Source organism: Microbacterium sp. (assembly GCF_046295495.1).
Taxonomy (GTDB): domain Bacteria; phylum Actinomycetota; class Actinomycetes; order Actinomycetales; family Microbacteriaceae; genus Microbacterium.
Genome location: NZ_JBKBNC010000001.1, coordinates 26027 through 48353, shown reverse-complemented (window position 1 = coordinate 48353; position 22327 = coordinate 26027). Strand labels below are relative to the sequence as shown.

At 72.6% G+C, this 22327-nt stretch carries 24 protein-coding genes; 8 read left to right on the top strand and 16 right to left on the bottom strand.

Translation table 11 applies throughout. The annotated features are described in order from the left end of the window. Positions 1–51 precede the first annotated feature (51 nt). From ACK4LS_RS00240 to ACK4LS_RS00215, 6 genes are all read right to left on the bottom strand, one after another. Entirely contained in the window at positions 52–234 is a 183-nt protein-coding gene (locus ACK4LS_RS00240; protein ID WP_409711912.1) for a hypothetical protein, read from the bottom strand. Positions 235–323: 89 nt separating this feature from the next. After that, positions 324–3467, bottom strand: coding sequence for an AAA family ATPase (locus tag ACK4LS_RS00235; RefSeq protein WP_409711910.1), 3144 nt, complete (start codon positions 3465–3467; stop codon positions 324–326). After that, complete coding sequence (locus tag ACK4LS_RS00230; RefSeq protein WP_409711908.1) at positions 3464–4618, bottom strand: exonuclease SbcCD subunit D; 1155 nt, start codon at positions 4616–4618, stop codon at positions 3464–3466. Before ACK4LS_RS00230 ends, ACK4LS_RS00235 begins: the two co-directional genes overlap by 4 nt. 125 nt (positions 4619–4743) lie before the next feature. Beyond that, entirely contained in the window at positions 4744–5061 is a 318-nt protein-coding gene (locus ACK4LS_RS00225) for a hypothetical protein (protein ID WP_409711906.1), read from the bottom strand. 1 nt (position 5062) lies between these two features. Further along, the gene (locus tag ACK4LS_RS00220) at positions 5063–5272 is read right to left on the bottom strand and encodes a hypothetical protein (RefSeq protein WP_409711904.1); all 210 of its coding nucleotides are present in this window, start codon (positions 5270–5272) and stop codon (positions 5063–5065) included. A 92-nt stretch (positions 5273–5364) separates the two neighbouring features. Continuing rightward, entirely contained in the window at positions 5365–5664 is a 300-nt protein-coding gene (locus ACK4LS_RS00215) for a GNAT family N-acetyltransferase (protein WP_409711902.1), read from the bottom strand. A gap of 435 nt (positions 5665–6099) precedes the next feature. Between ACK4LS_RS00215 and ACK4LS_RS00210 the strand changes: the two genes are divergently transcribed. Then, complete coding sequence (locus ACK4LS_RS00210) at positions 6100–6825, top strand: winged helix-turn-helix domain-containing protein (protein WP_409711900.1); 726 nt, start codon at positions 6100–6102, stop codon at positions 6823–6825. 121 nt (positions 6826–6946) lie between these two features. Beyond that, complete coding sequence (locus ACK4LS_RS00205) at positions 6947–7936, top strand: DNA-3-methyladenine glycosylase family protein (RefSeq protein ID WP_409711898.1); 990 nt, start codon at positions 6947–6949, stop codon at positions 7934–7936. Between the two features lie 9 nt (positions 7937–7945). Here ACK4LS_RS00205 and ACK4LS_RS00200 read toward each other — a convergent pair whose 3' ends face one another. Then, positions 7946–8776, bottom strand: coding sequence for a siderophore-interacting protein (locus tag ACK4LS_RS00200; protein WP_409711896.1), 831 nt, complete (start codon positions 8774–8776; stop codon positions 7946–7948). Between the two features lie 74 nt (positions 8777–8850). On the opposite strand from ACK4LS_RS00200, the gene ACK4LS_RS00195 reads away from it, so the two are divergent. Continuing rightward, the gene (locus tag ACK4LS_RS00195) at positions 8851–9072 is read left to right on the top strand and encodes a hypothetical protein (protein ID WP_409711894.1); all 222 of its coding nucleotides are present in this window, start codon (positions 8851–8853) and stop codon (positions 9070–9072) included. A 3-nt stretch (positions 9073–9075) separates the two neighbouring features. Here the strand turns inward: ACK4LS_RS00195 and ACK4LS_RS00190 are convergent, their stop codons facing one another. The 4 genes from ACK4LS_RS00190 to ACK4LS_RS00175 all read right to left on the bottom strand — a co-directional run bounded on the left by ACK4LS_RS00190 (position 9076) and on the right by ACK4LS_RS00175 (position 12931). Continuing rightward, positions 9076–9834 carry an ABC transporter ATP-binding protein gene (locus tag ACK4LS_RS00190; protein ID WP_409711892.1) on the bottom strand — a complete coding sequence of 253 codons (759 nt, stop codon included), beginning with the start codon at positions 9832–9834 and terminating at the stop codon, positions 9076–9078. A gap of 61 nt (positions 9835–9895) precedes the next feature. Then, the gene (locus ACK4LS_RS00185; RefSeq protein WP_409711890.1) at positions 9896–10912 is read right to left on the bottom strand and encodes an iron chelate uptake ABC transporter family permease subunit; all 1017 of its coding nucleotides are present in this window, start codon (positions 10910–10912) and stop codon (positions 9896–9898) included. Next, entirely contained in the window at positions 10905–11861 is a 957-nt protein-coding gene (locus ACK4LS_RS00180) for an ABC transporter permease (protein WP_409711888.1), read from the bottom strand. Before ACK4LS_RS00180 ends, ACK4LS_RS00185 begins: the two co-directional genes overlap by 8 nt. Positions 11862–11962: 101 nt before the next feature. Next, on the bottom strand, positions 11963–12931 hold the full coding sequence (locus ACK4LS_RS00175; protein WP_409711886.1) for a siderophore ABC transporter substrate-binding protein: 969 nt from the start codon (positions 12929–12931) through the stop codon (positions 11963–11965). An 80-nt stretch (positions 12932–13011) separates the two neighbouring features. On the opposite strand from ACK4LS_RS00175, the gene ACK4LS_RS00170 reads away from it, so the two are divergent. Continuing rightward, positions 13012–13794 (top strand): siderophore-interacting protein, encoded by a 783-nt coding sequence (locus ACK4LS_RS00170; RefSeq protein ID WP_409711884.1) that lies wholly within the window; start codon positions 13012–13014, stop codon positions 13792–13794. Between the two features lie 126 nt (positions 13795–13920). Here the strand turns inward: ACK4LS_RS00170 and ACK4LS_RS00165 are convergent, their stop codons facing one another. After that, positions 13921–15705 carry a S16 family serine protease gene (locus ACK4LS_RS00165; RefSeq protein ID WP_409711882.1) on the bottom strand — a complete coding sequence of 595 codons (1785 nt, stop codon included), beginning with the start codon at positions 15703–15705 and terminating at the stop codon, positions 13921–13923. Then, entirely contained in the window at positions 15702–16676 is a 975-nt protein-coding gene (locus ACK4LS_RS00160) for a GNAT family N-acetyltransferase (protein WP_409711880.1), read from the bottom strand. The genes ACK4LS_RS00165 and ACK4LS_RS00160 overlap by 4 nt, the downstream gene beginning before the upstream one ends. A gap of 99 nt (positions 16677–16775) precedes the next feature. Here ACK4LS_RS00160 and ACK4LS_RS00155 point away from each other — a divergent pair, with 99 nt between their 5' ends. Continuing rightward, positions 16776–17066, top strand: coding sequence for a DUF4287 domain-containing protein (locus ACK4LS_RS00155; protein ID WP_409711878.1), 291 nt, complete (start codon positions 16776–16778; stop codon positions 17064–17066). A 46-nt stretch (positions 17067–17112) separates the two neighbouring features. Here ACK4LS_RS00155 and ACK4LS_RS00150 read toward each other — a convergent pair whose 3' ends face one another. Further along, positions 17113–17721, bottom strand: coding sequence for a MerR family transcriptional regulator (locus ACK4LS_RS00150; protein WP_409711876.1), 609 nt, complete (start codon positions 17719–17721; stop codon positions 17113–17115). Between the two features lie 70 nt (positions 17722–17791). On the opposite strand from ACK4LS_RS00150, the gene ACK4LS_RS00145 reads away from it, so the two are divergent. Then, positions 17792–18292, top strand: coding sequence for a DUF4188 domain-containing protein (locus ACK4LS_RS00145; RefSeq protein ID WP_409711874.1), 501 nt, complete (start codon positions 17792–17794; stop codon positions 18290–18292). A gap of 17 nt (positions 18293–18309) precedes the next feature. Beyond that, a complete protein-coding gene (locus ACK4LS_RS00140) occupies positions 18310–19170 on the top strand; it encodes a sulfurtransferase (RefSeq protein ID WP_409711872.1) in 861 nt (286 codons plus the stop codon). Positions 19171–19175: 5 nt separating this feature from the next. Here the strand turns inward: ACK4LS_RS00140 and ACK4LS_RS00135 are convergent, their stop codons facing one another. Further along, positions 19176–20498 (bottom strand): flavin monoamine oxidase family protein, encoded by a 1323-nt coding sequence (locus ACK4LS_RS00135; protein ID WP_409711870.1) that lies wholly within the window; start codon positions 20496–20498, stop codon positions 19176–19178. A 168-nt stretch (positions 20499–20666) separates the two neighbouring features. Beyond that, positions 20667–21338 carry an excalibur calcium-binding domain-containing protein gene (locus ACK4LS_RS00130; RefSeq protein WP_409711868.1) on the bottom strand — a complete coding sequence of 224 codons (672 nt, stop codon included), beginning with the start codon at positions 21336–21338 and terminating at the stop codon, positions 20667–20669. Between the two features lie 354 nt (positions 21339–21692). Here ACK4LS_RS00130 and ACK4LS_RS00125 point away from each other — a divergent pair, with 354 nt between their 5' ends. Further along, on the top strand, positions 21693–22313 hold the full coding sequence (locus ACK4LS_RS00125; RefSeq protein WP_409711866.1) for a histidine phosphatase family protein: 621 nt from the start codon (positions 21693–21695) through the stop codon (positions 22311–22313). Positions 22314–22327 lie beyond the last annotated feature (14 nt).

Sequence of the window (22327 nt, the reverse complement as noted above, 5' to 3'; positions counted from 1 at the left end):
GACCTGCCCGGGAGGGTCTCGCGCCGGGGTCGCCCCATCGGCGTCCCGGAATCAATCGACGTCTCGGCGGGCGAAGACCGCGCGGAGCACGAGGAACACGATCAAGGCCACGATCGCGACGGCGATGAGGCGGAAGACGAAGGCGATCAGCGAGAAGAGCACGTTCACGAGCACCCAGGCGATGATCACGGCGACGACGACGCCGAGGACGGTCCACAGTGTGCTCTTGCGCATGTCGCCAGCCTAGACGCGACACCGGGGCACCGCCTCCCCGGGCGGTGACGGCGCCCGCGCCGTCCTCGCGCCCAGGCGGTCTCGTGTTCTCAGGCCGGTATCGGAACGGCGTCCTGACGCACGACGCTCGGGCCACCGGGCGTCGCCGTGACCTGAAGCTGCGCGGGGAGCTGGTCTTTCATCGACGCGACGTGGCTGATGATCCCCACCGTGCGGCCGCCCTGACGCAGCTCGTCGAGCGTGCGCATGGCGAGATCGAGCGTCTCGTCGTCGAGAGAGCCGAAGCCCTCGTCGATGAAGAGGGTGTCGAGTCGGATGCCACCCGCACGGGCCGTGACCACCTCGGCGAGGCCGAGGGCGAGGGCGAGGGAGGTGAGGAAGGTCTCGCCCCCCGACAGTGACTGCGGCGGTCGGCACTGCCCGGTGAAGGCATCCATCACCTCGAGGCCCAGACCGCTGGACGCACCCCGCGCGGCGAGGGCATCGGTGTGCTGCAGGCGGTAGCGACCCGATGACATGTGATCGAGTCGGAGGTTGGCCGCGGCGACGATCTCTTCGAGCTCGGCCGCCAGCACGAAGGTCTCGAGCGTCATGCGGCGCGTGTTGGGGGCGCGACCGGCGACGGTGTCGGCCAGACGAGCGACGACCGCGTGTTCGTCGGCGAGGGCCGCCACCGCCGTATGACCGGCGTCGGCCCGCTCGGCCAACGCTCGCAGCCGTTCCGCGAGAGCGCGGGCCGCCGCGTGAGCGGCCGCCGCTGCTCGCACTTCCTCGCGCGTGAGGGCGACTTCCTGGGCGAAGGGCTCGAGGTCGATCGGCTCTTCCTCCGCCTCGACGAGGAGCAGCTCGAGCTCGAGCAGACGCTGCCGCGCCGAGGCGACGGCGGCGAGGTGCTCGGCGACGGCTGCGTCCAGTCGCCGCCGCTCCGCGGCGGGCCGGAGGGCGGCCGTCACGGCTTCGGCGTCGACGAACGTGCTGTCGGCGAGGAGGGCCTCGAGGGACTCCGTCGCCGCGTCGCGCGTTCGGACCGCCGCGGCGAGATCGGCGTGCGCGAGACGGAGCTCGCGTACGGCGTCACGTCGCCCCCGCAGGTCGCGTTGGCGGGCGGCGACGCTGTCGAACGTTCCGCGCGCTTCGGCCACGGAGGCCTCGAGCGCCTCGGCGCGCTGACGACGCAGAGCGAGATCCTGACGAGCCTCGACGAGGTCGGCGTCGAGCACGGTGATGCGTCGCGTGAGCGTGGCGTCGAGGTCGGCGGCCGCGGTCCTCTCGGATCGCACCCGGTCGTACTCCGTCACCTCGGCGGAGGCCTCCGCCACGGCCTTGTCGGCGGCCCCGAGACGCGCGGTCAGGGTCTCGACGTCTTCTCCCCCGGCACGGGCGGCCGCGAGCGCATGCGTGTCACGAGCGACCCGGGCGGCGTCGGAGGCCAGCCGGTCGTCGTCGGCCGCGGTGTTCTTGCGCTCCTCCGCCGCCGCCAGCTCGGCGTCGGAGACGGGCTCGTCACCACCGACGGCCGGGTGCGGGTGCTCGCGCGATCCGCACACGGAACAGGGCTCTCCGGGCACGAGGTCGTGCGCGAGCTCGGCGGCCGCCCCGGCGAGACGGCGTCGGAGGAGGCTCGCCCACGCCTCGACGGCGCGCTGGAGGGCGTCGGCTCGCACGAGGGACGCGAGATCAGCCTGATCGCGCCGCTCGAGAAGCCGGGCGGCCTCGGTCGCGGCGTCGAGACGCCGCCGGGTGTCGTCGCGGAGAGCGGCCGCGGCGTCGCGTCGGGCCGGTGCGCCGGCGAGCACGGAGAGTCGGTCGTCGAGCGCCGAGAGGAGCTCGGGAAGGTCGGTGCGCCGCGAGACGAGGGTCTGACGCTCGTCATCCGTCCGTGCCACACGGGCGGCGAGTCGCTCGACCTCCGCGCGTGCCTCGGTCAGTCGGTCCTCATCGACGAGCGCCGACTCTCCCCGGTCGAGGGCCGCCGTGAGCTCGTCGTCCCGGCGCGCGAGGACGTCGTCGAGCGCCTCCGTTTTCTCGCCCGGCGCGGAGTCGACCGCGGGTGTCTCCCCGAGATCGAGGGCGACGTGCGCGGCGGCGGCTCGACGTGTCTCGGCGTCGGCCAGCGCGATCTCGGCCGCGGCAGCGATGTCGACCGCGCCGCGGAGGGCCTCCGCCGCGGCCGCGAGAGCGGCCTCGGCTCGAAAGCCGGCGATCCGTTCGTCGTGGGCCTCGAGGGTCTCAAGCTCGCCGCGCACCCGCAGCCTCTCGCGCTGACGCTCGTGCAGAGCGCCGGCCTCCCGCTGCGCGTCGAGCGCTCGGTCAAGGCGCGCGTCGCTCTCCTCCCGCTCGCGGGCCAGCGTCTCTACGCGGTAGGCGGCGCGCTCGACGGCGCGGATCACGCGAGCGAGCCGTTCCGTCACCCCGAGCGCGCCCGTCCCGTCGTCTCGAGCCGCCGAGTCCACGATCACGGCATCGGGCACGTCCCCTCCGCTCGCGTCGCCACCGGTCGCGTCGTCACCCGTGTCCGCCGCTCCGGCATCCGACGCCCCCTCGGCGCCCGCTGCCTCGTCGAGTTCACCCGCGAGCCGCTCGGCCTCGGCGAGAAGGGTCGCGACCTCGACCCCTTCAGCTGCGAGGCGCTCCTGAGCGCGCTTGCGCCGGTCGTCGAGGTCGGCGGCATACTGCTCGAACGAGCGGGTCCCGAACAGCGTGCGCAGCAGACTCAGGCGTTCGTCGTTCTTGGCGAGCAGGAAACGGGCGAACCTGTTCTGGGCGAGCAGGATGACCTGCAGGAACTGCTGCTGCGTGAGACCGAGGATCTCGTCGAGCCGGGCGGCGACGTCGACGGGGCGCGCTGCGACGCCGGTCCACCCCTCGGCGGCGAGGACCTCGAGCAGGGCGCGGTGCGGCTCGCGAGTGGTGCCGCCACCGCGCCGCTTGGGGCGCTCGAACTCGGGTGAGCGGGTGACACGCCATCGCTCCCCCTCGGCGCTGAACTCCAGCGTCACGCGCGTGGGGTCGTCGGGCGAGCAGTGGTCGCTGCGCAGTCGGCGCTCGGCGCCGTCGTAGCGGGGAACCGCTCCGTAGAGGGCGTAGGAGACGCCGTCGAGGACGCTCGACTTGCCCGCCCCGGTGCGGCCGGTGATGAGGAAGATGCCCTCGTCGGCGAAGGCGTCGAAGTCGACCTCCTGCGCGTCGAGGAACGGTCCGAAACCCTCGAGTTCGAGACGGTGCAGCTTCACGAGTGGGCCTCCGTGACGCGCCGGGAGTCGAGCACCTCGCGGATGAGGTCGCGCTCGGCATCCGACGCGCCCTCCCCCTCGCGGACGTGGGCGAGGAAGGCGTCGATGATCTCGCCGTCGTCGCGCGCGGCGCGGACGCGCCGGGCATAGCCTTCGCCGTCGTCGATCCGGGAGGCCTGCGGCACATGGGCGACCGTCGCGCACCAGGGGAACCGCGCCTGCAGCCGACGCATGGGGTCGGGCTGCGGGGTCGCGTCGGTGTATTCGGCGCGTACCCAGTGCTCGACGTGCTCGTCGAAGCGCTCGTCGGAGAGGAGATCGTCGAGGGACGCGCGCAGGGTGACGAGCGCGCGGGGGGTCGGAAGGTCGAGCCACTCGACCGAGGCGAGGCCCTCCGCGTCGAGGTCGACGAGCCACGATCCTCGCGGTTTGCCGGCCTCGCCGAAGCTGTAGTGCAACGGGGCACCCGCATACCGGACACGCTCGGAGAGCCGTTGGCGGCCGTGGATGTGCCCGAGGGCCACGTAATCGGGGCCGTCGAACGCGGGCAGCGGCACGACATCGAGCCCACCCTGGCGGATCTCGCGTTCGACCCCCGGCGTCGCCTCGACCCCTGCCGCGAAGCAGTGCGCCGCGACCACCGAGCGCCCCCCGCGCTCGGCGAGGTCGGCGCGCACCAGATCGAGCGCGTGGGCCATGGTCTGCGCCTGGCTGCGCAGTTCGACGCCGTCCCACAGATGGCGGACGATGGCCGGCTCGAGGTAGGGGATGCCGTAGAAGTGCACCGGACCGTGTCGGTCGGAGAACGTCACCGGGGTGCCGACCGTCGTGGGGTCGGTGATCACCGTGATCTCGGGTCGCAGCAGAGCGGACTGGAACCCGAGCCGTGCCGCCGAGTCGTGGTTGCCGCTGGTGACGACGACGCGTGCACCCGCGTCTGCCAGCGCGGCGAGGCTGCGCGAGAGAAGGGGATAGCACGCGGCCGACGGTGCGGCCGAGTCGAACACGTCACCCGCGATGACGACCACGTCGACCGCGTGCTCGCGCACCTGCGACACGAGCACGTCGAGCACGCCGCTCAAGGCGTCGAGGGTCGGATGACCGTGGAACGAGCGGCCGATGTGCCAGTCGGAGGTGTGCAGGATCCGCATGCAGACACGGTACGTCGCCCCTCCGACATCGGCCCGCAGCAAACGCCCGGACGCCCGTGCCGAAGAGGGGCCGGACGCGCGAACGCCCCGCCCCACGAGCGGGGGCGGGGCGTTCGACCGCGGGCTCAGGCCCCGGCGACCTCGGCGGCGAGGGCGCGGATGCGGTCGTCACCGAGCTCGAGGCCGATGTCGGCGAAGCGCTGACGCAGGACGTCGGCGATCCGGTCCTCGCTCTTGTCGCCCACGTCGGCGCGCGTCTGGACGACGACGCCTTGGATGCGCGCACCGTCGTCGGTGGGGTGCAGATCCATCGCCGGCTCGGACTGCGCGTCGGGCGAGGCGGCCTGGCGGTCGTGGTGCACGGCACCGCCGACGGAATCCGCCGCGCCGGCACCGCTGTCGGTCTCTCGGGAGGGCTCGGGGGCCCGGGTGTCATCCGTCATGTCATTCCTCCGTGCTCAGGTCGGGATCGATGCCCTGGCTCCCGGCATCACCCTCGATCGGGTCCGAGGGGGCCGCATCGGTGAGACCGGCGGATCCCTTCGCGTTCTCGTTGCGCTCGGCGGTCTCGCCGTCTGCGACGGCACCGCTCTCCCACGCACCGGGCGGGTCGGCGTTGATGACACCTTCGGGCAGATCGCGGTCGTCAGTCATGACTTTCCCCTTTCGAGGTCTTCAGCTTGGCCGCGCACCGCGGCGCCGAGGCGGGGGTTGACGCCCGCGGGGTCCGCGCTTAGACGGCGACCTCAGGACGAAGGCCGCCGGCGCAGGATGCCGGCACGCTCGGGATGCGCGTCGAACCACTCGCCCACGTACCAGCACACGGGAAGGACCTCCCGGTCGCCTTCCGCCTCGATCGCGTCGACCGCGCGCTCGGTCACGACCGCCGCGTACCCGTGCCCGCGGAAGGTCGGGATGGTGAACGCGCGGGTGAGCGCGATCGTCTTCCCGTCGTCGCGGTAATCGAGCACGGAGACGAGGTCGTCGCCCCGATGGAGGGTGAATCGGGATGCCGTCTTGTCGTCGGCGAAATGCAGAGCAGACATGCCGGAAGGGTACGCCGCTTCGAGCGTGCGGGCGCCGAAGGTGCAGAATGCCCACCTCCGGCACGAGATCACCCGGGAAAGCGACCAGAATGTTCGTATCGCCCGCCTCTGCGGGGATTTGACCTTCTTGGACCCGGTAGGTAATAATCGCCCCCATGACTGACGATGCGCGTTCTCTGTCCGCCCGGGAGGCGAACGGGACTGCCGGCATGATGATGCCCGGCCGCGTTGTCATGTGCTGTCGAATGTGCCGCTAACAGCGACCCCTCGCCCGGACGACCCCGTGCTTCTGAACGCCGTCGTCGTCCCCCGGTCGTCAGGCGTCCGCGTCGATCACGCGTCCCCCGACACCGCGCTCCGGCCCATCGGCCCTCTCCTCCCGTCGAACCCCGCCTCCTGACGACGCCCGGGTTCACACACCCAAGGACTTCTCCCATGTCGCTCTCCGCCGTCCTCGACCGCCCGCTCGCCACTGCCGCCCGCCCGGAGGCCCCCCGCGCCGCCTCCCCGGCTCCCGCCTCGCCGACCGCCGACGGCCCCCGTCCCGTCGCCGCCCCCACCACCACCCCGCGCGGCTTCGCCCTCTACGTCGGCATCGACGAGGCGAAAGCCGCGGCCGCGGGCGTGAGCCTCGGCACCCTCGTGGAGGCCCTCCGCCGCACGCTCGGGGAACTCGCCCCCGCCGCCGAGACCTACGCCACCGTCGCGCTGGCGCCCGCGGGCTCGGGGGGTCGCGACGTCGACGTCGTGCGTCTCGCGCTGCACGAGCCCTCCGCCGTCGCCCGCACGAAGGACGAACCCGTCGAAGAGGACCGCGGCCCCGGCGGTGTCGTCGTCGACATCTCGCGCAAGCGCGTGTTCATCGACGGGGAGTCGGCTGCCTTCACCTTCAAGGAGTTCGAGCTGCTGCAATACCTCGTCCTGCGCGAGGGGCGCACGATCGAGCGCGCCGAGCTCGTGGCATCCCTGTGGGAGGGGTCGACCGACGACGACGCCCCCGGCGAGCGCACCATCGACGTGCACGTGCGTCGTCTGCGCGCGAAGCTCGGCGTGTACGAGGACATCGTGCGCACCGTCCGCGGCGTCGGGTACCGCTTCGACCGTCACGCCGACGTGTCGATCCGGTACGGGCACGGCACCCCCTCGCCCGACCGCTTCTGACCGCCACGACCCGGGTGCAGCGACGCCCCTCGTCCCGCCGACGTCCACCACGTCGCCGGATGCCGGGATGCCGGTGGGCCGTCCACGGGCCGATGTCGGCGGGACCACGTAGGGTGTCGGCATGAGGTCGACCGGGGTGCGCGCACGGCACGCGATGCCACCGGCCGCCGCCCCCGTCACGGCCCCGATCGAGGCGGAGTACCGGCCGAGGGCGCCCGTCGACATCGGCCGCACCGTCTCGGCTCAGCGCCACGGCGCCAACGACCCCACGTATTTCGCCACGGCCCCCCTGTCGGCCGGGGGCGTCGTGTGGCGCGTCAGCCGCACGCCGCTCGGCGTGGCCACGCTCGCCCTGCGACAACGCCTCGGCGGCGGTGTTCGCGCGGCGGCCTGGGGCGCGGGTGCGGAATGGGCCCTCGACCAGCTGCCGGCCCTGTGCGGCGCACTCGACGAGCCCGACGACTTCGACGCGTCACGGCATCCCTCGGTCGCCGAGTGGCACCGCCGTCACCCCGACCTGCGCATCGGGCGCACCGATCTCGTCTTCGACGCCCTCGTCAGCGCGATCATGGAGCAGAAGGTCACGAGCCTGCAGGCCTTCTCGGCCTGGCGCAGCATCGTCTCCTGGTACGGCGAACGAGCACCCGGTCCCACCCCGCGACCGATGTTCGCCCCGCCCGACGTCGAGGGCTGGCGGCACGTGCCCTCCTGGGCGTGGCATCGCGCCGGGCTCGAGCCCCCGCAGTCGCGCACGATCGTGGAGACGGCCCGCCGGGGAGCGACCATCGTCCGGGCCGCCAGCGCGGCCGTCGACGGCGAGGCGCGCGACCGCGTGTTCATCAGCCTGCGCGGCGTGGGCATCTGGACCAGTGCCGAGACGCGCATCCGCGCCTTCGGAGACCCGGATGCCGTGAGCGTGGGCGACTACCATCTCGCTCACCAGGTGGGCTTCGCCCTCACGGGTCACCGCACCGACGACGACGGCATGCTGGAGCTGCTCGAACCGTTCGCGGGCCACCGACAGCGCGTCATCCGCTTGATCTACGCGGGCTCCGCCCTCGAGCCGCGCCGGGGTCCGCGCCTGCACCCCGAGGATCACCGCGACCGGTGACCGCGAGCGTCACGATCGGGGCGCGCGCCAATACCCCGTGAAGGACACCGCCCGCTTGTCGAGTCCCGACCGCACCCAGTGACGACGCATCGACGTCGCCAACACCTGCTCCCCCGCGACCCATCCGAACGCCGCGGGATCCACCGGGAGAGCGCAGGCCTCTTCGCGCACCGTTGACCCGGGTGCGGCCCCGGAATCGGGGCGGACGATCCACCGCACCGCGACACCACCCGGGCCCGGGAGTTCGCGGACGTCCCCCGCGTCCGGCACCTCGACGAGGGCGTGACCGACGGCATCCGCCGGGAGCGATGCCAGGATGCCGGCGAGCGCGGGCAGCGCGGTCTCGTCGGCGACGAGCACGATGGGGCGCGCGCGATCGGCCGGGGGCGAGAAGATCACACCCTCGTCGATCAGAGCGACGGCGTCGCCCGCGGAGCAGCTCTCGGCCCATCTGGCCGCCGGGCCCACCCCTCCCTTCTCGGCGGAGCCGTGCAGGACGAAGTCGACGTCCATCTCCGGCCCCTCACGGCCCTCGGCCCGGAAGCCCGCCACCGTGTAATTGCGCAGCACCGGTCGCTGGGTCTTGGCGATCGCGAGGTACCGCACATACGCGAGGGTGTCGAGCTTGTGCGGGAGCCGGGCCAGCGATCCCTCCGCCACCGGCAGGAAGAGACGGAACCACTGATCGCGTCCGAGAGGGGAGAAGCGGGTGAGCTCATCCCCTCCGAGGGTCACGCGCATGAAGGAGGGCGAGAGCCGTTCGCGTCGCACGACGCGGACGGTGAGCAGTTCGCTCTTCTCGGGCGTGATGCGCGTCTGCGCGGCGTTGGTGCGGGCCATGGGTTCCTCCGGATCGTCATCGGGAAAGGGGCGGGGTCTGGGGTGGGTGGGCGGCGCGCGTCTAGGCTGGACGCATGACGCAGACCGGAACCGGATGGCCGCGGGGCCGCACGTACTGGATCCTCGGCTCGTTGCTGCTGCTGGGCCTCGGCGTGCTCTTCGGACTGGTCTGGCAGAACGTGTGGCTCGGGGTCGTCATCGCCGCGGCGGTCTCGGTCGGCTGGCTGATCGCGTACGAGTCGAGCCGTGGTCGCAACGTCGGCGTGAACGATCCCGACAACGGCATCCAGCTGTAGAGCTCATCGGTAGTAGACCGCGAGCGGGTACGGTCCGTCGGCGCGCACCTCGACCGGGGTGCCGAACACCTGCTGCAGAATCGCCGGGGTCATCAGGTCGCTCGGCGTGCCCACGTGCACCACACGGCCCTCGGCGAGCGCCACGATCCGGTCGGCGTACGCGGCGGCGAAGTTGATGTCGTGCACGACGACGACGACGGTCTTGCCCAGCTCGTCGGCCGCGCGCCGCAGCTGCCGCATCATCGCGACCGCGTGCTTCATGTCGAGGTTGTTCAGCGGCTCGTCGAGGAGGATGTAATCGGTGTCCTGCGCGAGCACCATCGCGACGTACGCGCGCTGACGCTGACCGCCGGAGAGCTGATCGAGGTAGCGCCCGGCCAGGTCGGTGAGGTCGAGGAAGGCGAGGGCCTCGTCGATCTTGGCGTGGTCGACGGCGGTGAGGCGGCCCCGCGAGTGGGGGAAGCGCCCGAAGCCGACGAGGTCGCGCACCGTGAGCCGCGTGACGAAGTGGTTCTCCTGCCGCAGGATCGAGACGATCTTGGCGAGCTCGCGCCCCGGGGTGGTGGCCACGTCGTTGCCGGCGATGCTGACGTGCCCGCTGGTCGCGGTGGACAGTCGCCCGACGATGGTGAGCAGCGTCGACTTCCCCGCGCCGTTGGGTCCGACGAGGGCCGTCACACCCCCGGCGGGGATGTCGAAGGTCACGGGTCCCAGCACCGTCAGACCCGCGTAGGTCATGGTGACGTCGGTGAGAGAGATCACGGGGTGATCCCGGACGGGACGGTCGACGACGAGGAAACGGGAGACGAGGGATCGGGAGTGGTCACAGCGCGCCCTTTCGGAGCAGGTAGACGAGGAAGAACAGGCCGCCGGCGAACTCGATGATGATCGATAGCATCCCCGCGGCGTAGAACACGTGCCGGAGCACGAAGTACCCCGCGAGCAGGGTCGCCATGCCGAGCAGCGCGGCGAACGGCAGCACGATGCGGTGCTGCGACGATCCCGCCAGCTGGTAGGCGAGCGTGGCCACGAGGAAGCCGAAGAAGGTCAGGGGACCGACCATCGTGGTCGACACCGAGATCAGCACCGCCACGAGCACGAGGAGGGCGACGACCTCGCGACGGTAGGACAGACCCAGGGTGAGCGAGGTCTCGCGTCCGAGGGCGAGCACGTCGAGACGGTGGCGCCGTCGCCAGACGACCGTGAGCACCGCCGCGACGACGAGCGCTGCCCACGGGAGGTACGCGGCATCGGAGTTCGAGAGATTGCCGAACAGGCGCGCGGAGAGGATGTCGAAGTCGCTGGGAGTGAGGAGCCGTTGCATGACGGTCGAGAGGGAGCCGAAGCCCACGCCGAGAACCACCCCCACGAGCAGCATGATGTGCAGGTTCCCGCGGCGTCCGGCGAAGAGCCACCCGTAGAGCAGGGTGGCGAAGCCCACCATGAGCACGCTCTGCACGATCACCTTGATCAGGCCGTCGGTGGCGGAGAGGGCTGCGCTGCCGAAGAAGAACACCAGGGCCGTCTGCATGACGACGTACAGGGCGTCGAAGCCCATGATCGACGGGGTCAGGATGCGGTTCGCGGTCGCCGTATGGAACAGCACCGTCGCCACCGCCTGGCAGCACGCGACGAGCGCGATCGTGGCAACGCTGACCACGCGCAGGTTGACCGCGATCCAGAACCCCCGCGAACCGGGGACGCCCGGCACGTCCCAGGTGAGCACGGCGACCGCGGCGACGACCACGACCACGGCCACGGCCAGGACGCCGAACCGCCAGCCGACCCGCGGGCGGCGGACGGCGATCGCGCCGGCCGGAGGCGACGCCACCTCAGTCACGAGCCCGCATCCTCAGCAGCAGGGCGAGGAAGACGACCGCTCCGACGACCCCGAGGACCATCGACACCGGCACCTCGAACGGCATCCGGATGACGCGGCCGACGATGTCGCACACGACGACGATCGCGACCCCGCCCAGGCACACCCAGGGGAGGTTCGATCGGGCGTTGTCGCCCCGCCACATCGACACGACGTTCGGCACCACGAGGCCGAGGAAGGGGAGGAATCCGACGACGACGGTGGTCACGCCCGTGGCGACGGCGACCAGCCCCGTGCCCACGAGCAGGACCCGGGCGTGATCGACGCCCACCGAGGTGGCGATGTCGCGGCCGAGGCCGGCGACGGTGAGGCGGTCGGCGGAGAGGAAGACGAGGACCACCACGATCGCGACGACCCACAGGACCTCGTAGCGTCCGCGCACGATCGAGGTGAAGCTGCCCATGAACCACGTGCCGAGCATCTGCAGCGCGTTCGTCGAGACCGCGAGGTAGGTGGTGAAAGCCGAGACGACCGACCCGAGCATGATCCCGATGAGCGGGACGACGAGCGAGGATCGCAGCGAGACCCGGCGGAGGATGCCGAGGAACACCATCGTGCCGACGAAGGCGGCGACGGACGCCGCGATCATGCGCACCGCGAGCGGGGCCGCCGGTGCGACGAGCACCGTGACGAGCAGGCCGAGGGCGGCCCACTCGGACGTGCCGGTGGTCGATGGTTCGACGAAGCGGTTTTGGGTGAGCAGCTGCATGATCAGGCCCGAGACGGCCATGGCGCAGCCGGCGAGCACGAGGGCCAGCGTGCGGGGCACGCGCGAGATGAGGAACATCTCGCCGCCGAAGCCCTGATCGGCGATGTCGTACACGCCGACGAACAGCGACAGCACGACGAGGCCGGCGACGCCGAGCGCGGCGCCCGCCAGCGCTCCGGTACGTCTGACTGTGGTGGTCATGGCATCCGTTCCCGCTCCGCGCGCGAGGCGCCGGAAATCGTCGCTCGGCGGTGCCCCGAAGCGGCGATCTCCGGCACCTCGCGCGGGTGGGCGGCGGGGGGTCAGGAGGCGAAGGCCTCGGCGGCGGAGCGGTAGAGCTTCGTGTAGGCCTGGATGCCTTCGTCGAGGTAGAAGCTGCCGTCGAGGTAGACGATCTGGTTCTTCTGCACGGCGGGGACGTTCTTCAGCGCCTCGGAGTTCTCGACGAGGTCCTTCGCCGAGACGTATCCGTCCTCGCCGAACATCGCGTCTCGATCGAGCACGAACAGCCACTCGGGGTTCGCCGCGGCGATCGCCTCGACGCTGATGTCGTCTCCGTGGGAGGCGTCTTCGGCCGCCCGCTCGAGCGCGGGGGTCAGCCCGAGCGTCGGGAACAGCGTTCCCACACCGCGACCCTCCCCCGGGGCGGCGTAGGCGATCTTGCCGCCCGAGGTGATGAGACCCATCACGGTCTGGGTCGGGTCATACGCCGTGCGGGCGTCGGCGATCGCTGCGTCGAGGTCGGCGGCGAGCGCGGCCGCCTCGTCGTCGCGGCCGAAGACCTTGCCGAGGATCGCCACCTGACGCTTGAGCTCGGCGGTGTGGTCCTCACCGTCACGCGGGCTGGTCTCGATCGTGGCCGGCTGGATGTCTTTCAGTTGCTCGTAGATCTCGCGGAAGCGGTAACCGCCCACGATGAGGTCGGGGTCGCTCGCGACGACGGCCTCGATGTCGGGCTCGCGGTGCAGGCCCACGTCGAGCACCTCGTCGCCGCCCGACAGCGAGGGCCAGAGGTCGTACATCAACGACTTGGGCGCGGCGACGAGCGCGATGCCCCAGTCGCTCAGCGTCTGGAAGGTCGTGTTGTCGAGCGCGACGACCCGTTCGGGCGCGACCGGGACCTCGATCGCGCCGTGGTTGTCTTCGACCGTCACGGTGGTCGCGGCGTCGGCCTTCTCAGCCGGAGCGGCGGGACCGGAGGCGCACCCGGCCAGCACGAGGGCGGCGGCGAGCGAGACCAGGGCGAGGGGACGGAACGAGCGAGGGTGCATGCGATATCTCTCCAGTGCGGGGCGAGGACGAGCCGCCCGGGGGTCTCCGGTGGCTCGGAAAGTTAGGTTAGCCTTAGCTAATGAAGTTGTCGAACCCGGCTCACGGAGCCCGTCTCGAACCCCGTCGCCACGAGCTCGAGTTCCGCTCGGCGGCCCTCGCGGAGCGCACGTTCCTCACCCCGGCCTACGTGCGCCTGCGCCTGGTGGGCTCCGATCTGCGCGGCTTCGACTCCCCCGGAGCAGACGACCACGTCCGCGTCTTCTTCCCCGGCGAGCCGGGTGCCCCCGGCGATCTGCGCTCCGCGCCGAGCCGCGAATACACGCCGGTGACGTGGGACGCCGCCGCGGGGTGGCTCGACATCGACGTGGCGCTGCACGGCGACGGTGTCGGCAGCCGGTGGGCCGAGGCGGCCCCGATCGGCGCCCCCGTCGGCGTCGGCGGACCGCGCGGGTCGATGGTGCTCGCGGGTCGCCCCGACGCGTGGCTCCTCGCCGGCGACGAGACCGCCGTCCCCGCGATCCGCCGCTTCGCCGCGGGCATGGACGACGACGCCACCGGGCGCATCGCCGTCGAGGTGCCCTCCGCGGCCTACGATCTGCCGGTCGCCGCCCCCGCGGGCATCGAGGTGGTGCAGCTGCACCGAGGCGAGCGGCCCGCCGGTGCCGAGCTCGGCGACTGGCTCGACGCGCTCGACGTGGAGGAACGACCCGACGGCTGCGTCTTCGGATTCGTGGCCGCGGAGCAGTCCGTCGTCCGCGCGGGCCGCGCCCTGCTGCTCGAGCGCTGGGTCGGCGATCCGGCGGCGACGATCGTCAAGGGCTACTGGAAGCGGGGGACGGCCGAGTACCACGCCCCGCATTGACGGTCGGCGGGCGATGACGGCGCCTCCGCGGGCGTGCAACCGCGGCCGCGCCCCGCGCCGCGCGGGCCCCCACGGCGCCGCGGAAACAGCGCCCGCGCAGCGGACAACCCGCTTGCGCACGCACGGTCAGTCGCGCTCCACTCCGCCCGCGAAGGCGAGCACGCGCGCGCGGAGGAAGGGCGGGATGAACACCGCCGAGGCCCCCGGCACCGGGTCGGCGGATGCCGCGGCGGCGGCATCCGCCAGCGCGCCGCGCAGCAGGGGCACCTCCGCACCGGCCGTGGTGAGCGCGTCGACCGCACGCACGGCGTATTCGTCGCCGATCGCGATGCGCTGCGCGACGGCCCCGCTCGGATCGACGCCCTCGGGCACGCGCACCGCCTGCAGAGCGGCGAGCGGGGCGGAACTGCGCGCGAAGGTCGTACTCGCGAGGCCGAGGGCGACCCAGACGCCCCCGTCGTCGGCCCGGGCGGAGAAATCGTCGCGTGCCGCCTCGAGGGCGCGCAGGCGGATGAGGGCGGGATCGTCCGCGGCCGGCGGGGTGTCGCCGGCGCGGGCGTCGTAGGCGTCGGTCGCCGCGATCGCGGCCCGGCGCAGCAGCGAGGCGAGCCCGTCCAGATCGGCGTCGGTCGCGAGCGGGCCCGCTCCCGGCGCGGCATCGCGCAGACCGCCGAGGGAGCGGGCCGCCTCCAGTGACGAGGATGCCAGGGCCGCCGCGGTGAGCCCTGCGGGAACGAGCGACGGGTCGGCGTCGACCGCGAGCACCGCCTGCGCCGCGGAGGCGAGGGCCCACGCCTCCGCGGCCGATCCGATGGTGGCCAGCAGCGCGTCGGCGTCGTCAAGCGAACCGGGTGCGTCGGTGAGGTCGGCGAGCATCGCGTCGGCCGCCGCCGAGGTGTCGTCGGCGAGGGCGGCCGCTTCGGCCGCCGTCATCGCCGGAGCGGCCGCCGCGGCGGAGAGGTCGGCGCAGGAGAGCGCCGCGGCGAGCGCCCCCGCCACGTCACCGGCGCCGCGGAGCGACTCGGCGCGGGCGAGCGCGGTGCGGGCGCGATCGGCGAGGACGGAGTCGCCCGCGGTCTCGGACGACGCCCGGGCCCGGTCGAGGGCGTCGTCGACCGCCGCGATGAGGGTGTCGTCGACCTCGGAGGCGGTGGACGCGCCGTCGGCGGGGGCGTCCACGGCCGTCGGCAACGCGGTGGGCGAGGCCGCCGGAGTGGGGAAGGCGGCCTCGGGCAGGTCCTCCCCCGTCATCACGGCATAGGCGCTGGCGATGTCGGCGACCTCGGTGATCGTCATCCCGCCCGTCGCCGCCAGCTGGTCGAGGTCGACGGCCGCACCCTCGGCGTCCACCGCCGTGCGCTGCCCGGCGGGGACGAGGATCGTGTCGATGCCGCCCGCCTCGATGGCGGCGGACACCTGTTCGGGCAGTCCCGCCACGGGGCTGACCGTGCCGAGTGGCGTGACCCCGCCGGCCAGCGCCACCCCGGGCTGCACCTCGGTGCCGTAATAGAGGGCGAGCACACCGACCGCCGTGACGGCGCCCGCGGCGGGGGTGGCGATGCGCGCGTCGAAGCCGAAGGTGTACGCGGTGTCGGCCCGTGCGCCGGTGAGCAGCGTCGCCGCGGTGACGGCGGTCCAGGTCGCCGACTGTGTCACCGGATCGACGCCGCTGACGTCGTTCTCGGTGATGTCGATGCTCAGATCGCCGCCGTCGGCGGACTGGGCCGTGATGCGCTGCGCCGTAACCCCGCCCTTCTTCCCGCTCGCGAACAGCACGGGCACGGTCAGCTCGGACCCCTCGAACGTGCCGTCGGAGCCGGTGCCGAAGCCCAGGGAGAACTTCACGTCGCAACCCGCGAGCGCGAGCGCGCACGCGAGCGTGAGGCCCACGGTCGGCAGGAGGCGTCTCATGCGCGGGACGCGTCGTCCGAGACGTAGAGCACGCACTCCGCGTCGTAGTAGTCGCGGGTGCTCCCCTCGAGACGCATCCCGATGCGCTCGGCCACCGCACCGGAGGCCGCGTTCGCCGGGTTGGTGACCGCCACCACGCGCCGGATGCCGTGGCGGTGGGCCAGGGCCAGCACGGCCGCCGCGGCCTCGGTCGCGTACCCCTCGCCCCACGCATCGGGGTGGAAGTGCCAGCCGATCTCGACGTCGTCGTCGCGCCCCGCGGCCACCCCGCTCGACCAGGGGATGCGCTTGAGGAGCACGGAACCGAGCCGGCGCCCGCCGGGCGTCGAGACGGCGCGCACTCCCAGGATGCCGTCGGCCAACCCCCTCCAGCGATCGAGCAACGCGTCGACCTCGGCGGCATCCGTCATCACCTGGCCGGTGCCCAGGAAACGGCGCACCTCGGGTCGGCGGTACATGTCGAACAGGAACGCCCGGTCCTCGTCGGAGCGGGTCCATTCCCCGAGCACGAGACGGTCGGTGGCCAGCCGCGTGCGGCGCATCGGCACGTGCGGGATGCCGTCCTCGGCGAAGGGGGCGCCGGAGACCACGAAGCCGAAGCGGCCGTACCAGCCGGCGAGGTGCGCCTGCGCGTCGAGCAGGACCGGGATGCCGGATGCCTCGGCATCCACGACCTCGAGGGCCTCGCGCATGAGGTCGGCGGCGATGCCGCGCCCGCGGGCGTGCGGCGCGGTCGCGACCCGGCCGATACGGGTGTTCGCGGGTTCGCGCAGCAGGCGGAGGGTGGCGAGCACCTCGTCGCCCTCACTCGCCCAGAGAAGCTCGGCTCCGGGCTCGATGTCGCGGCCGTCGATCTCGGGATACGCGGCATCCTGCTCGACCACGAACACCAGGACGCGCATCCACAGGATGCGGTAGAGCGTGAGGGGCGCGATGTCGGCGACGGGCGCCCGGTGGAAGGTGACGGCCATCCTCCGACGCTACCTCGCGGAAGGCCCGCGCTCGGCCCCGATCCCGCCCCGCGCGCCGGGTGGTGGCCCGGTGTCGGAGGCCGGCGCTACCCTCGTGCCATGTCGTTCCAGGCGTATTTCGACACCATCGAGACCAAGACCGGTCTCACCCCGCGTCAGTTCATCGCCCTCGCCGAGGATCGCGGCTTCGGGCCGGGCACGAAGGCGACGCCGATCCTGCAGTGGTTGAAAGACGACTACGACCTCGGCCGCGGGCACGGCATGGCGCTCGTTCACGTGATCACGAAGGGTCCGCGCATCGGCGACACCCACGTCGGCCGGGCGGGCCCCCACGGCGACAGGAGCGACGAGCTCTGGCTCGACGGAGCGGCCTCGAACCCGAACCCGTGACGACTCCCCGGCCCGTCGGTGTCGGAGTCGGCCCGGGTGGCACCCGCTACCCCGCTCCGAAGCGACGCGACGCGGCGACCTGCTCGGCGACGCGCCGCAGCGCGAGGATGAGCGGTTCGACCAGCGCCGTGCCCAGCACGACGTACCGCACGGCGTCTTCGATCGAGGTCTCCGGGGTCGCGGCGAGTTCCGCCTCGGCGAGCGCGCCGAGGTGCTCGACGTAGGCGTCCATCACCGGATCGGGCACGGCGAAGCCCGCGCGGTCGAGCGTCGCGAGCGCGTGCGCGACGGCGGCCACCTGATCGGGGAAGCACTGCTCGGCGCTGCCCCCCATCCGCTCGAGCAGCGCCAGCGCCGCGGTGAGGTCGATGTCGGCCGCGACAGCCGGCGTGACCGCGGCGTTGGCGGCGCCGAGCAGGTCGTACGGATTCTCGGGCGGGTCCTCGAGTACGCCGACGACCTTGCGCACCCCCGCGATCCCGACGCCCGCATCGACGAGAGCGCGGATGATGCCCAGGCGCTGCACGTGGGCTTCGCCGTAGGCGGCCTGGGTCGGCGACGAGCGCTCCCCCTCGGGGAGGAGCCGTTCGCGCAGGTAGTACTTGATGGTGGCGACGGGCACGCCGCTGCGGGTGGCCAGCTCCGAAATCCGCACGGCTTCTCCCTTGACTCGATACCGATACTATCCAACACTGGATAGTGACGCTATCGAGTAAGGACGGTCCATGGCATCCATCAATCCGGGTCGGATGACCCACCGCTGGAACGGCGAACTGGTCGTCTTCCACATCGGCATGACAGTGAACCGCTGGTGGCGGTTCGACCAGTGGATGCCGCTCATGGGCGACATGCCGAGGATGCTGCGCGAGCTGAGTGCCGACCCGGCGTCGGGTCTGCTCGGTTCCACGATGCTGCTCGGAGCGCGCGGGCCGTACCTGGTGCAGTACTGGTCGTCGCTCGACAAGCTGTACACCTACGCCTCCGCGCCGTCGCAGGCGCACCGACCCGCCTGGACGCGCTTCAATGCACGCGCGCGCAAGGTCGCGGGCGCGGTGGGCGTCTGGCACGAGACGTTCGTGGTCGACCGCGCCGAATCCATCTACGTCTCCACGCCGACGATGGGCCTGCCGAAAGCGACCGAGATCGCCCCCGTCGCCTCGCGCCACGATCGGGCGCGGGCCCGAGCGGCCGACGGGCGCACGCGCGCCGACCGCGCCGCGGAGTGAGGGGCCAGACTGGGGACATGGCCTCCCTCCTCACCACGCCCTCCGAGCTGCACACCGCGATGGCCGCGGGGGCGTTCCCCGACGGCGGACCGGTGCGGGTGCTCGACGTGCGCTGGAGACTCGACCGACCCGACGGACGACCGGAGTACCGCGACGGGCATCTCCCCGGTGCGCAGTACGTCGACCTCGACCACGATCTCGCCGCGCACGGCGCACCCGGTGAGGGGCGGCATCCCCTCCCCCCGGTCGAGGTCCTGCAGGAGGCCGCGCGCCGCTGGGGCATCGACGAGGGCGACACGGTCGTCGTCTACGACGACCTGAAGAACATGTCGAGCGCCCGCGCCTGGTGGCTCCTGCGCTTCGCGGGCGTCGCCGACGTCCGCCTGCTCGACGGCTCGCTGCGCGCCTGGACCGACGCCGGCTTCACCCTCGAGACGGGGGATGCCGACAGCCCGCCGCCCGGGTCGATCACGCTCGCCTACGGCGCCCTGCCGGTGCTCGAGCTCGACGCGGTGGCCGCGTTCGCCGATGACGCCCTGCTGCTCGACGCCCGCGCCGCCGAGCGCTACCGCGGGGAGGTCGAACCGATCGACCCGCGTGCCGGGCACGTACCGGGCGCCGTGAGCGCACCGACGACCGACAACGTCGGCGACGACGGACGGTTCCGCTCGCCCGAGGAACTGCGCGCCCGGTTCCGCCTGCTGGGCGCCGACGACGGCATGAGCGTCGGCGTGTACTGCGGGTCGGGCGTGACGGCGGCGCACCAGGCGGTGGCCCTCACTCTCGCGGGCTTCGAGCCGCGGGTGTTCCCGGGGTCGTGGAGCCAGTGGTCGAACCACCCCGAGCTCCCCGTGGCGACGGGGCCGGAGCCCCGCTAGACCCGTCAGGTCCAGAGGTCGTCGACCGGGATGTGGCGTCCGAGCACGTTCTGCGCCGCCCGGTGACCCGAGAGCAGGGCGCCGGGAACGGTGGCGGGGTCGTCGCCCCAGGTCGCCTCGCCCGCCAGGTGCAGGACGCCGCCCAGCGGGACCGCGAGGTCGTCGTGGTCGGCGCCGACGGACCCCGGCAGCATGTAGGCGTAGGAGCCGCGCGAGAAGGGGTCGTCCTGCCAGCGGGTGACCACGACGCTCTCCGGCTCGGGGACGGCGTCGCCGTACAGTCGGCGCAACTGCGCGAGCGTCGAGGCCGCGATGTCGGCATCGCTCCACGTGCGGGTTGCGACAGCGGCGGGGCCGGCCGCGAAGGTGAGCAGCGCGGGTTCGTCGTGCAGGCGTCCCAGGTCGTACCAGGAATGCCACCACTCACCCTGGTCGCCGAGCTGGCGGATGCCGTACACCCCGGGCTCCCAGAAGCGCTCGGCGAAGCGCAGCACGACCTTCTCGAAGGCGTTCATGCGGAGGAGGTCGAGAGCCCGCCGGTGCCCCTCGGGGAGAGCGGGCTCGAGCACGAGATCGCCCGCGTGCAGCACGCCGATCGGGACGGTGACCACGGCGTCCGCCGCGGCGAACGTCCCCCGGTCGGTCTCGACCTCGACCCCATCCGACCCCCAACGCACGTGCGAGACGACGTGCTCGAGGCGCACGTCGAGGCCGTCGGCGAAACGGGTGGCGAGTTCGTCGTAGCCGCGGGGGAAGACCACCTCGTCGCCGTCGACGGTGTCGTCGTCGAGGCCGTGCGCGCCGAGTCCGTCCATGCCGATGCCGTACTGCTCCTGCGCCCGGCGGTCGTTGTACTCGCGCACGCGCTCGCGGCGCTCCGCGTCCCAGTCCTGGGCGGCGAGCGCGCGCTCGACCACGTCGGCGTAGGTCGCGTCGGGCGCCGCGGCGGCGATCACTTCGACGAGGGCGGCGTTGAGGGTGCGCACGTCGTCGGCATACTGCCGGACGGCCACAGCGTCCAGGCGCCGCCCCTCGGCGTCGAAGTACGTCAGCGGACGGGAGGCCGGTTGGTAGCCGCCGACGGTGAACTCCACCATCGGCATCCCGAACGCCCGCGCGGCCGCCGCGACGGGGCTGTCGTCGATGCCGTGGATCCACGAGGCCCCGCGGTCGGTGACGTGACCGCCGCTGCGGTCGGTGAAGACGCGGCCGCCGACGCGGTCGCGGGCTTCGAGCACGACGACGCGGCGACCCGCACGCGTGAGCAGCCGGGCGGCGGCGAGGCCGGAGATCCCGGCCCCGACGACGACGGTGTCGAACTGGTCCATGGGGCCTCCGCGAACTCGTGGTTCCGCGACGCTACTGCGGACCCGGATGCCACGGCATCCGCCGTTCTGTCGCGCCCGGGCGGGATCGATGGCCGCTGTGTACAGCACCGTCGGCGCCCGCGCGCGACGACTCGACGCGAACCGCCCCGGATCAGCGCGGACCGGAGGTCATTCGCAGCCGACGCCGTCTCCGTCGCGGTCGAGATGCTTGCCGTAGCCGGGGTCACCACGGCGCACGGGTGCCGCTCCGGCGGCGCGGGCCGCCGAGCAGTTCTCGAACGACGTGACGGTCGGCACCGATGGCTGCGCGGGAACGGGAGCGGGAGCCGGCACGGAGGGCGCCACGGGGACGGAGACGCGTCCCTGGAGGTCGACGATCTGCGCCGCGCGCGCGTCGAGCTCCGCCTGGGCGGCCGTCGCCGCGCTTTCCATCTCGGCGACGCGAGCGGTGGACGAGGCCAGCTCTCCCCTGACCTTCTGCACCTCCGCCTTCGCCGCGGCCAGCTCCGTTGCCGCGGCCTCGACGTCGGCACCCGCATCCGTCACCGTTTCGGCAGCTGCGCTGACCTCTGTCTGCAACGAGGAGACCTCCGACGACAGCGAGGCCAGTTGCGTCTGGGCGGTCGAAGAACCCAGTCCCGCCCCCAGGAGAATTCCGGTGACGAGCGTGGAGGCCGCCACGATCGCACCCGTTCTGCGCGTCACCGTCTTCTTCGAGAAGGGGACCCGGGCTGTGGCGACCACCGGTTCCGCCCACGTCGAGCCGTTCCAATAGCGCAGCTCTCCGCCGGCATGAGCTGCCGGGTACCACCCGGCAGCGGGCACGTTCGAGTCGGACATGGTCCCCCATTTCGCGGCGACACCGGCGTCGCCATCTGTGTGCGCCCCCGCACAACGAGGTGATTATCGCGGACCGCATGCGCATGGAGCAAATGAGACGACATCGCTCACCCGCACGGCGTCGCTCCGCAGCGAAGACGACCGAATCATCGCGGCCACCTCTTCCACTTCGTTACCTCACCGTTATAGAGTAAGTGCACGGTGATCGTTTTGCTGTGGCGGTCACCGACATGTGATTGCAGGACACTCTGGTGCAGACAGGGCCGGCCGGGATTCTCCCGACCGGCCCTTCTGCATTCCCGGCCCTTCGGTCGGAAACTCGCCGAGGACCCGCGGCGGGGGGAGGATGAGGACGTGAAGGACGAAGACCTGACCGAACCCGACGGACGCATCGTGCTCGTGCGGCACGGCGAGACGGAGTGGAGCCGAACGGGCCGCCATACCGGCCTCACCGACATCCCGCTCACCGAGACCGGGGCGTACAAGGCCGAGCTCGCGGGTACGCTGCTGGCGACCCGCCGGTACGACCTCGTGCTGTCGAGCCCCCTGACGCGCGCCACCGAGACGGCCGCGCGCGCCGGGTATCCGAGCGTGTCGACCGACGCGCGCTTGGTCGAATGGGACTACGGCGCGTACGAGGGCCTGACGACGCCCGAGATCATCGAGCAGCTCGGGCGACCGTGGACCATCTGGCAGGCGGGCGCCCCGGCCGGCGCGACCCCCGGCGAGACCGTCGAGCAGGTCACCGCGCGCGCGTCTTCGCTGATCGCGGATCTGCGCCCGCGGGTGCGGGCCGGGGAGCAGGTGTTGCTGTTCTCGCACTCGCACTTCCTGCGCGCCCTCGCCGGGACCTGGCTCGGTCTGACCGCGGCGGGTGGCCGCTACTTCGTCCTCGGCACCTCGGCGGTCAGCGAGCTCGGCTTCGAGCACGGCTCCGAGGTCATCACGCAGTGGAACCACGTGCGCGGGCGCTGACGCGCGACCCGAGT

Coding starts and splice junctions, on each gene's coding strand:
- ACK4LS_RS00155 (WP_409711878.1), top strand. CDS start 16,776: ATGTCGTTCCAGGCGTATTTCGACACCATCGAGACCAAGACCGGTCTC.
- ACK4LS_RS00180 (WP_409711888.1), bottom strand. CDS start 11,861: ATGACCACCACAGTCAGACGTACCGGAGCGCTGGCGGGCGCCGCGCTC.
- ACK4LS_RS00135 (WP_409711870.1), bottom strand. CDS start 20,498: ATGGACCAGTTCGACACCGTCGTCGTCGGGGCCGGGATCTCCGGCCTC.
- ACK4LS_RS00225 (WP_409711906.1), bottom strand. CDS start 5,061: ATGACGGATGACACCCGGGCCCCCGAGCCCTCCCGAGAGACCGACAGC.
- ACK4LS_RS00160 (WP_409711880.1), bottom strand. CDS start 16,676: ATGGCCGTCACCTTCCACCGGGCGCCCGTCGCCGACATCGCGCCCCTC.
- ACK4LS_RS00140 (WP_409711872.1), top strand. CDS start 18,310: ATGGCCTCCCTCCTCACCACGCCCTCCGAGCTGCACACCGCGATGGCC.
- ACK4LS_RS00240 (WP_409711912.1), bottom strand. CDS start 234: ATGCGCAAGAGCACACTGTGGACCGTCCTCGGCGTCGTCGTCGCCGTG.
- ACK4LS_RS00210 (WP_409711900.1), top strand. CDS start 6,100: ATGTCGCTCTCCGCCGTCCTCGACCGCCCGCTCGCCACTGCCGCCCGC.
- ACK4LS_RS00200 (WP_409711896.1), bottom strand. CDS start 8,776: ATGGCCCGCACCAACGCCGCGCAGACGCGCATCACGCCCGAGAAGAGC.
- ACK4LS_RS00145 (WP_409711874.1), top strand. CDS start 17,792: ATGGCATCCATCAATCCGGGTCGGATGACCCACCGCTGGAACGGCGAA.
- ACK4LS_RS00215 (WP_409711902.1), bottom strand. CDS start 5,664: ATGTCTGCTCTGCATTTCGCCGACGACAAGACGGCATCCCGATTCACC.
- ACK4LS_RS00170 (WP_409711884.1), top strand. CDS start 13,012: ATGAAGTTGTCGAACCCGGCTCACGGAGCCCGTCTCGAACCCCGTCGC.
- ACK4LS_RS00195 (WP_409711894.1), top strand. CDS start 8,851: ATGACGCAGACCGGAACCGGATGGCCGCGGGGCCGCACGTACTGGATC.
- ACK4LS_RS00230 (WP_409711908.1), bottom strand. CDS start 4,618: ATGCGGATCCTGCACACCTCCGACTGGCACATCGGCCGCTCGTTCCAC.
- ACK4LS_RS00205 (WP_409711898.1), top strand. CDS start 6,947: ATGAGGTCGACCGGGGTGCGCGCACGGCACGCGATGCCACCGGCCGCC.
- ACK4LS_RS00165 (WP_409711882.1), bottom strand. CDS start 15,705: ATGAGACGCCTCCTGCCGACCGTGGGCCTCACGCTCGCGTGCGCGCTC.
- ACK4LS_RS00130 (WP_409711868.1), bottom strand. CDS start 21,338: ATGTCCGACTCGAACGTGCCCGCTGCCGGGTGGTACCCGGCAGCTCAT.
- ACK4LS_RS00175 (WP_409711886.1), bottom strand. CDS start 12,931: ATGCACCCTCGCTCGTTCCGTCCCCTCGCCCTGGTCTCGCTCGCCGCC.
- ACK4LS_RS00220 (WP_409711904.1), bottom strand. CDS start 5,272: ATGACTGACGACCGCGATCTGCCCGAAGGTGTCATCAACGCCGACCCG.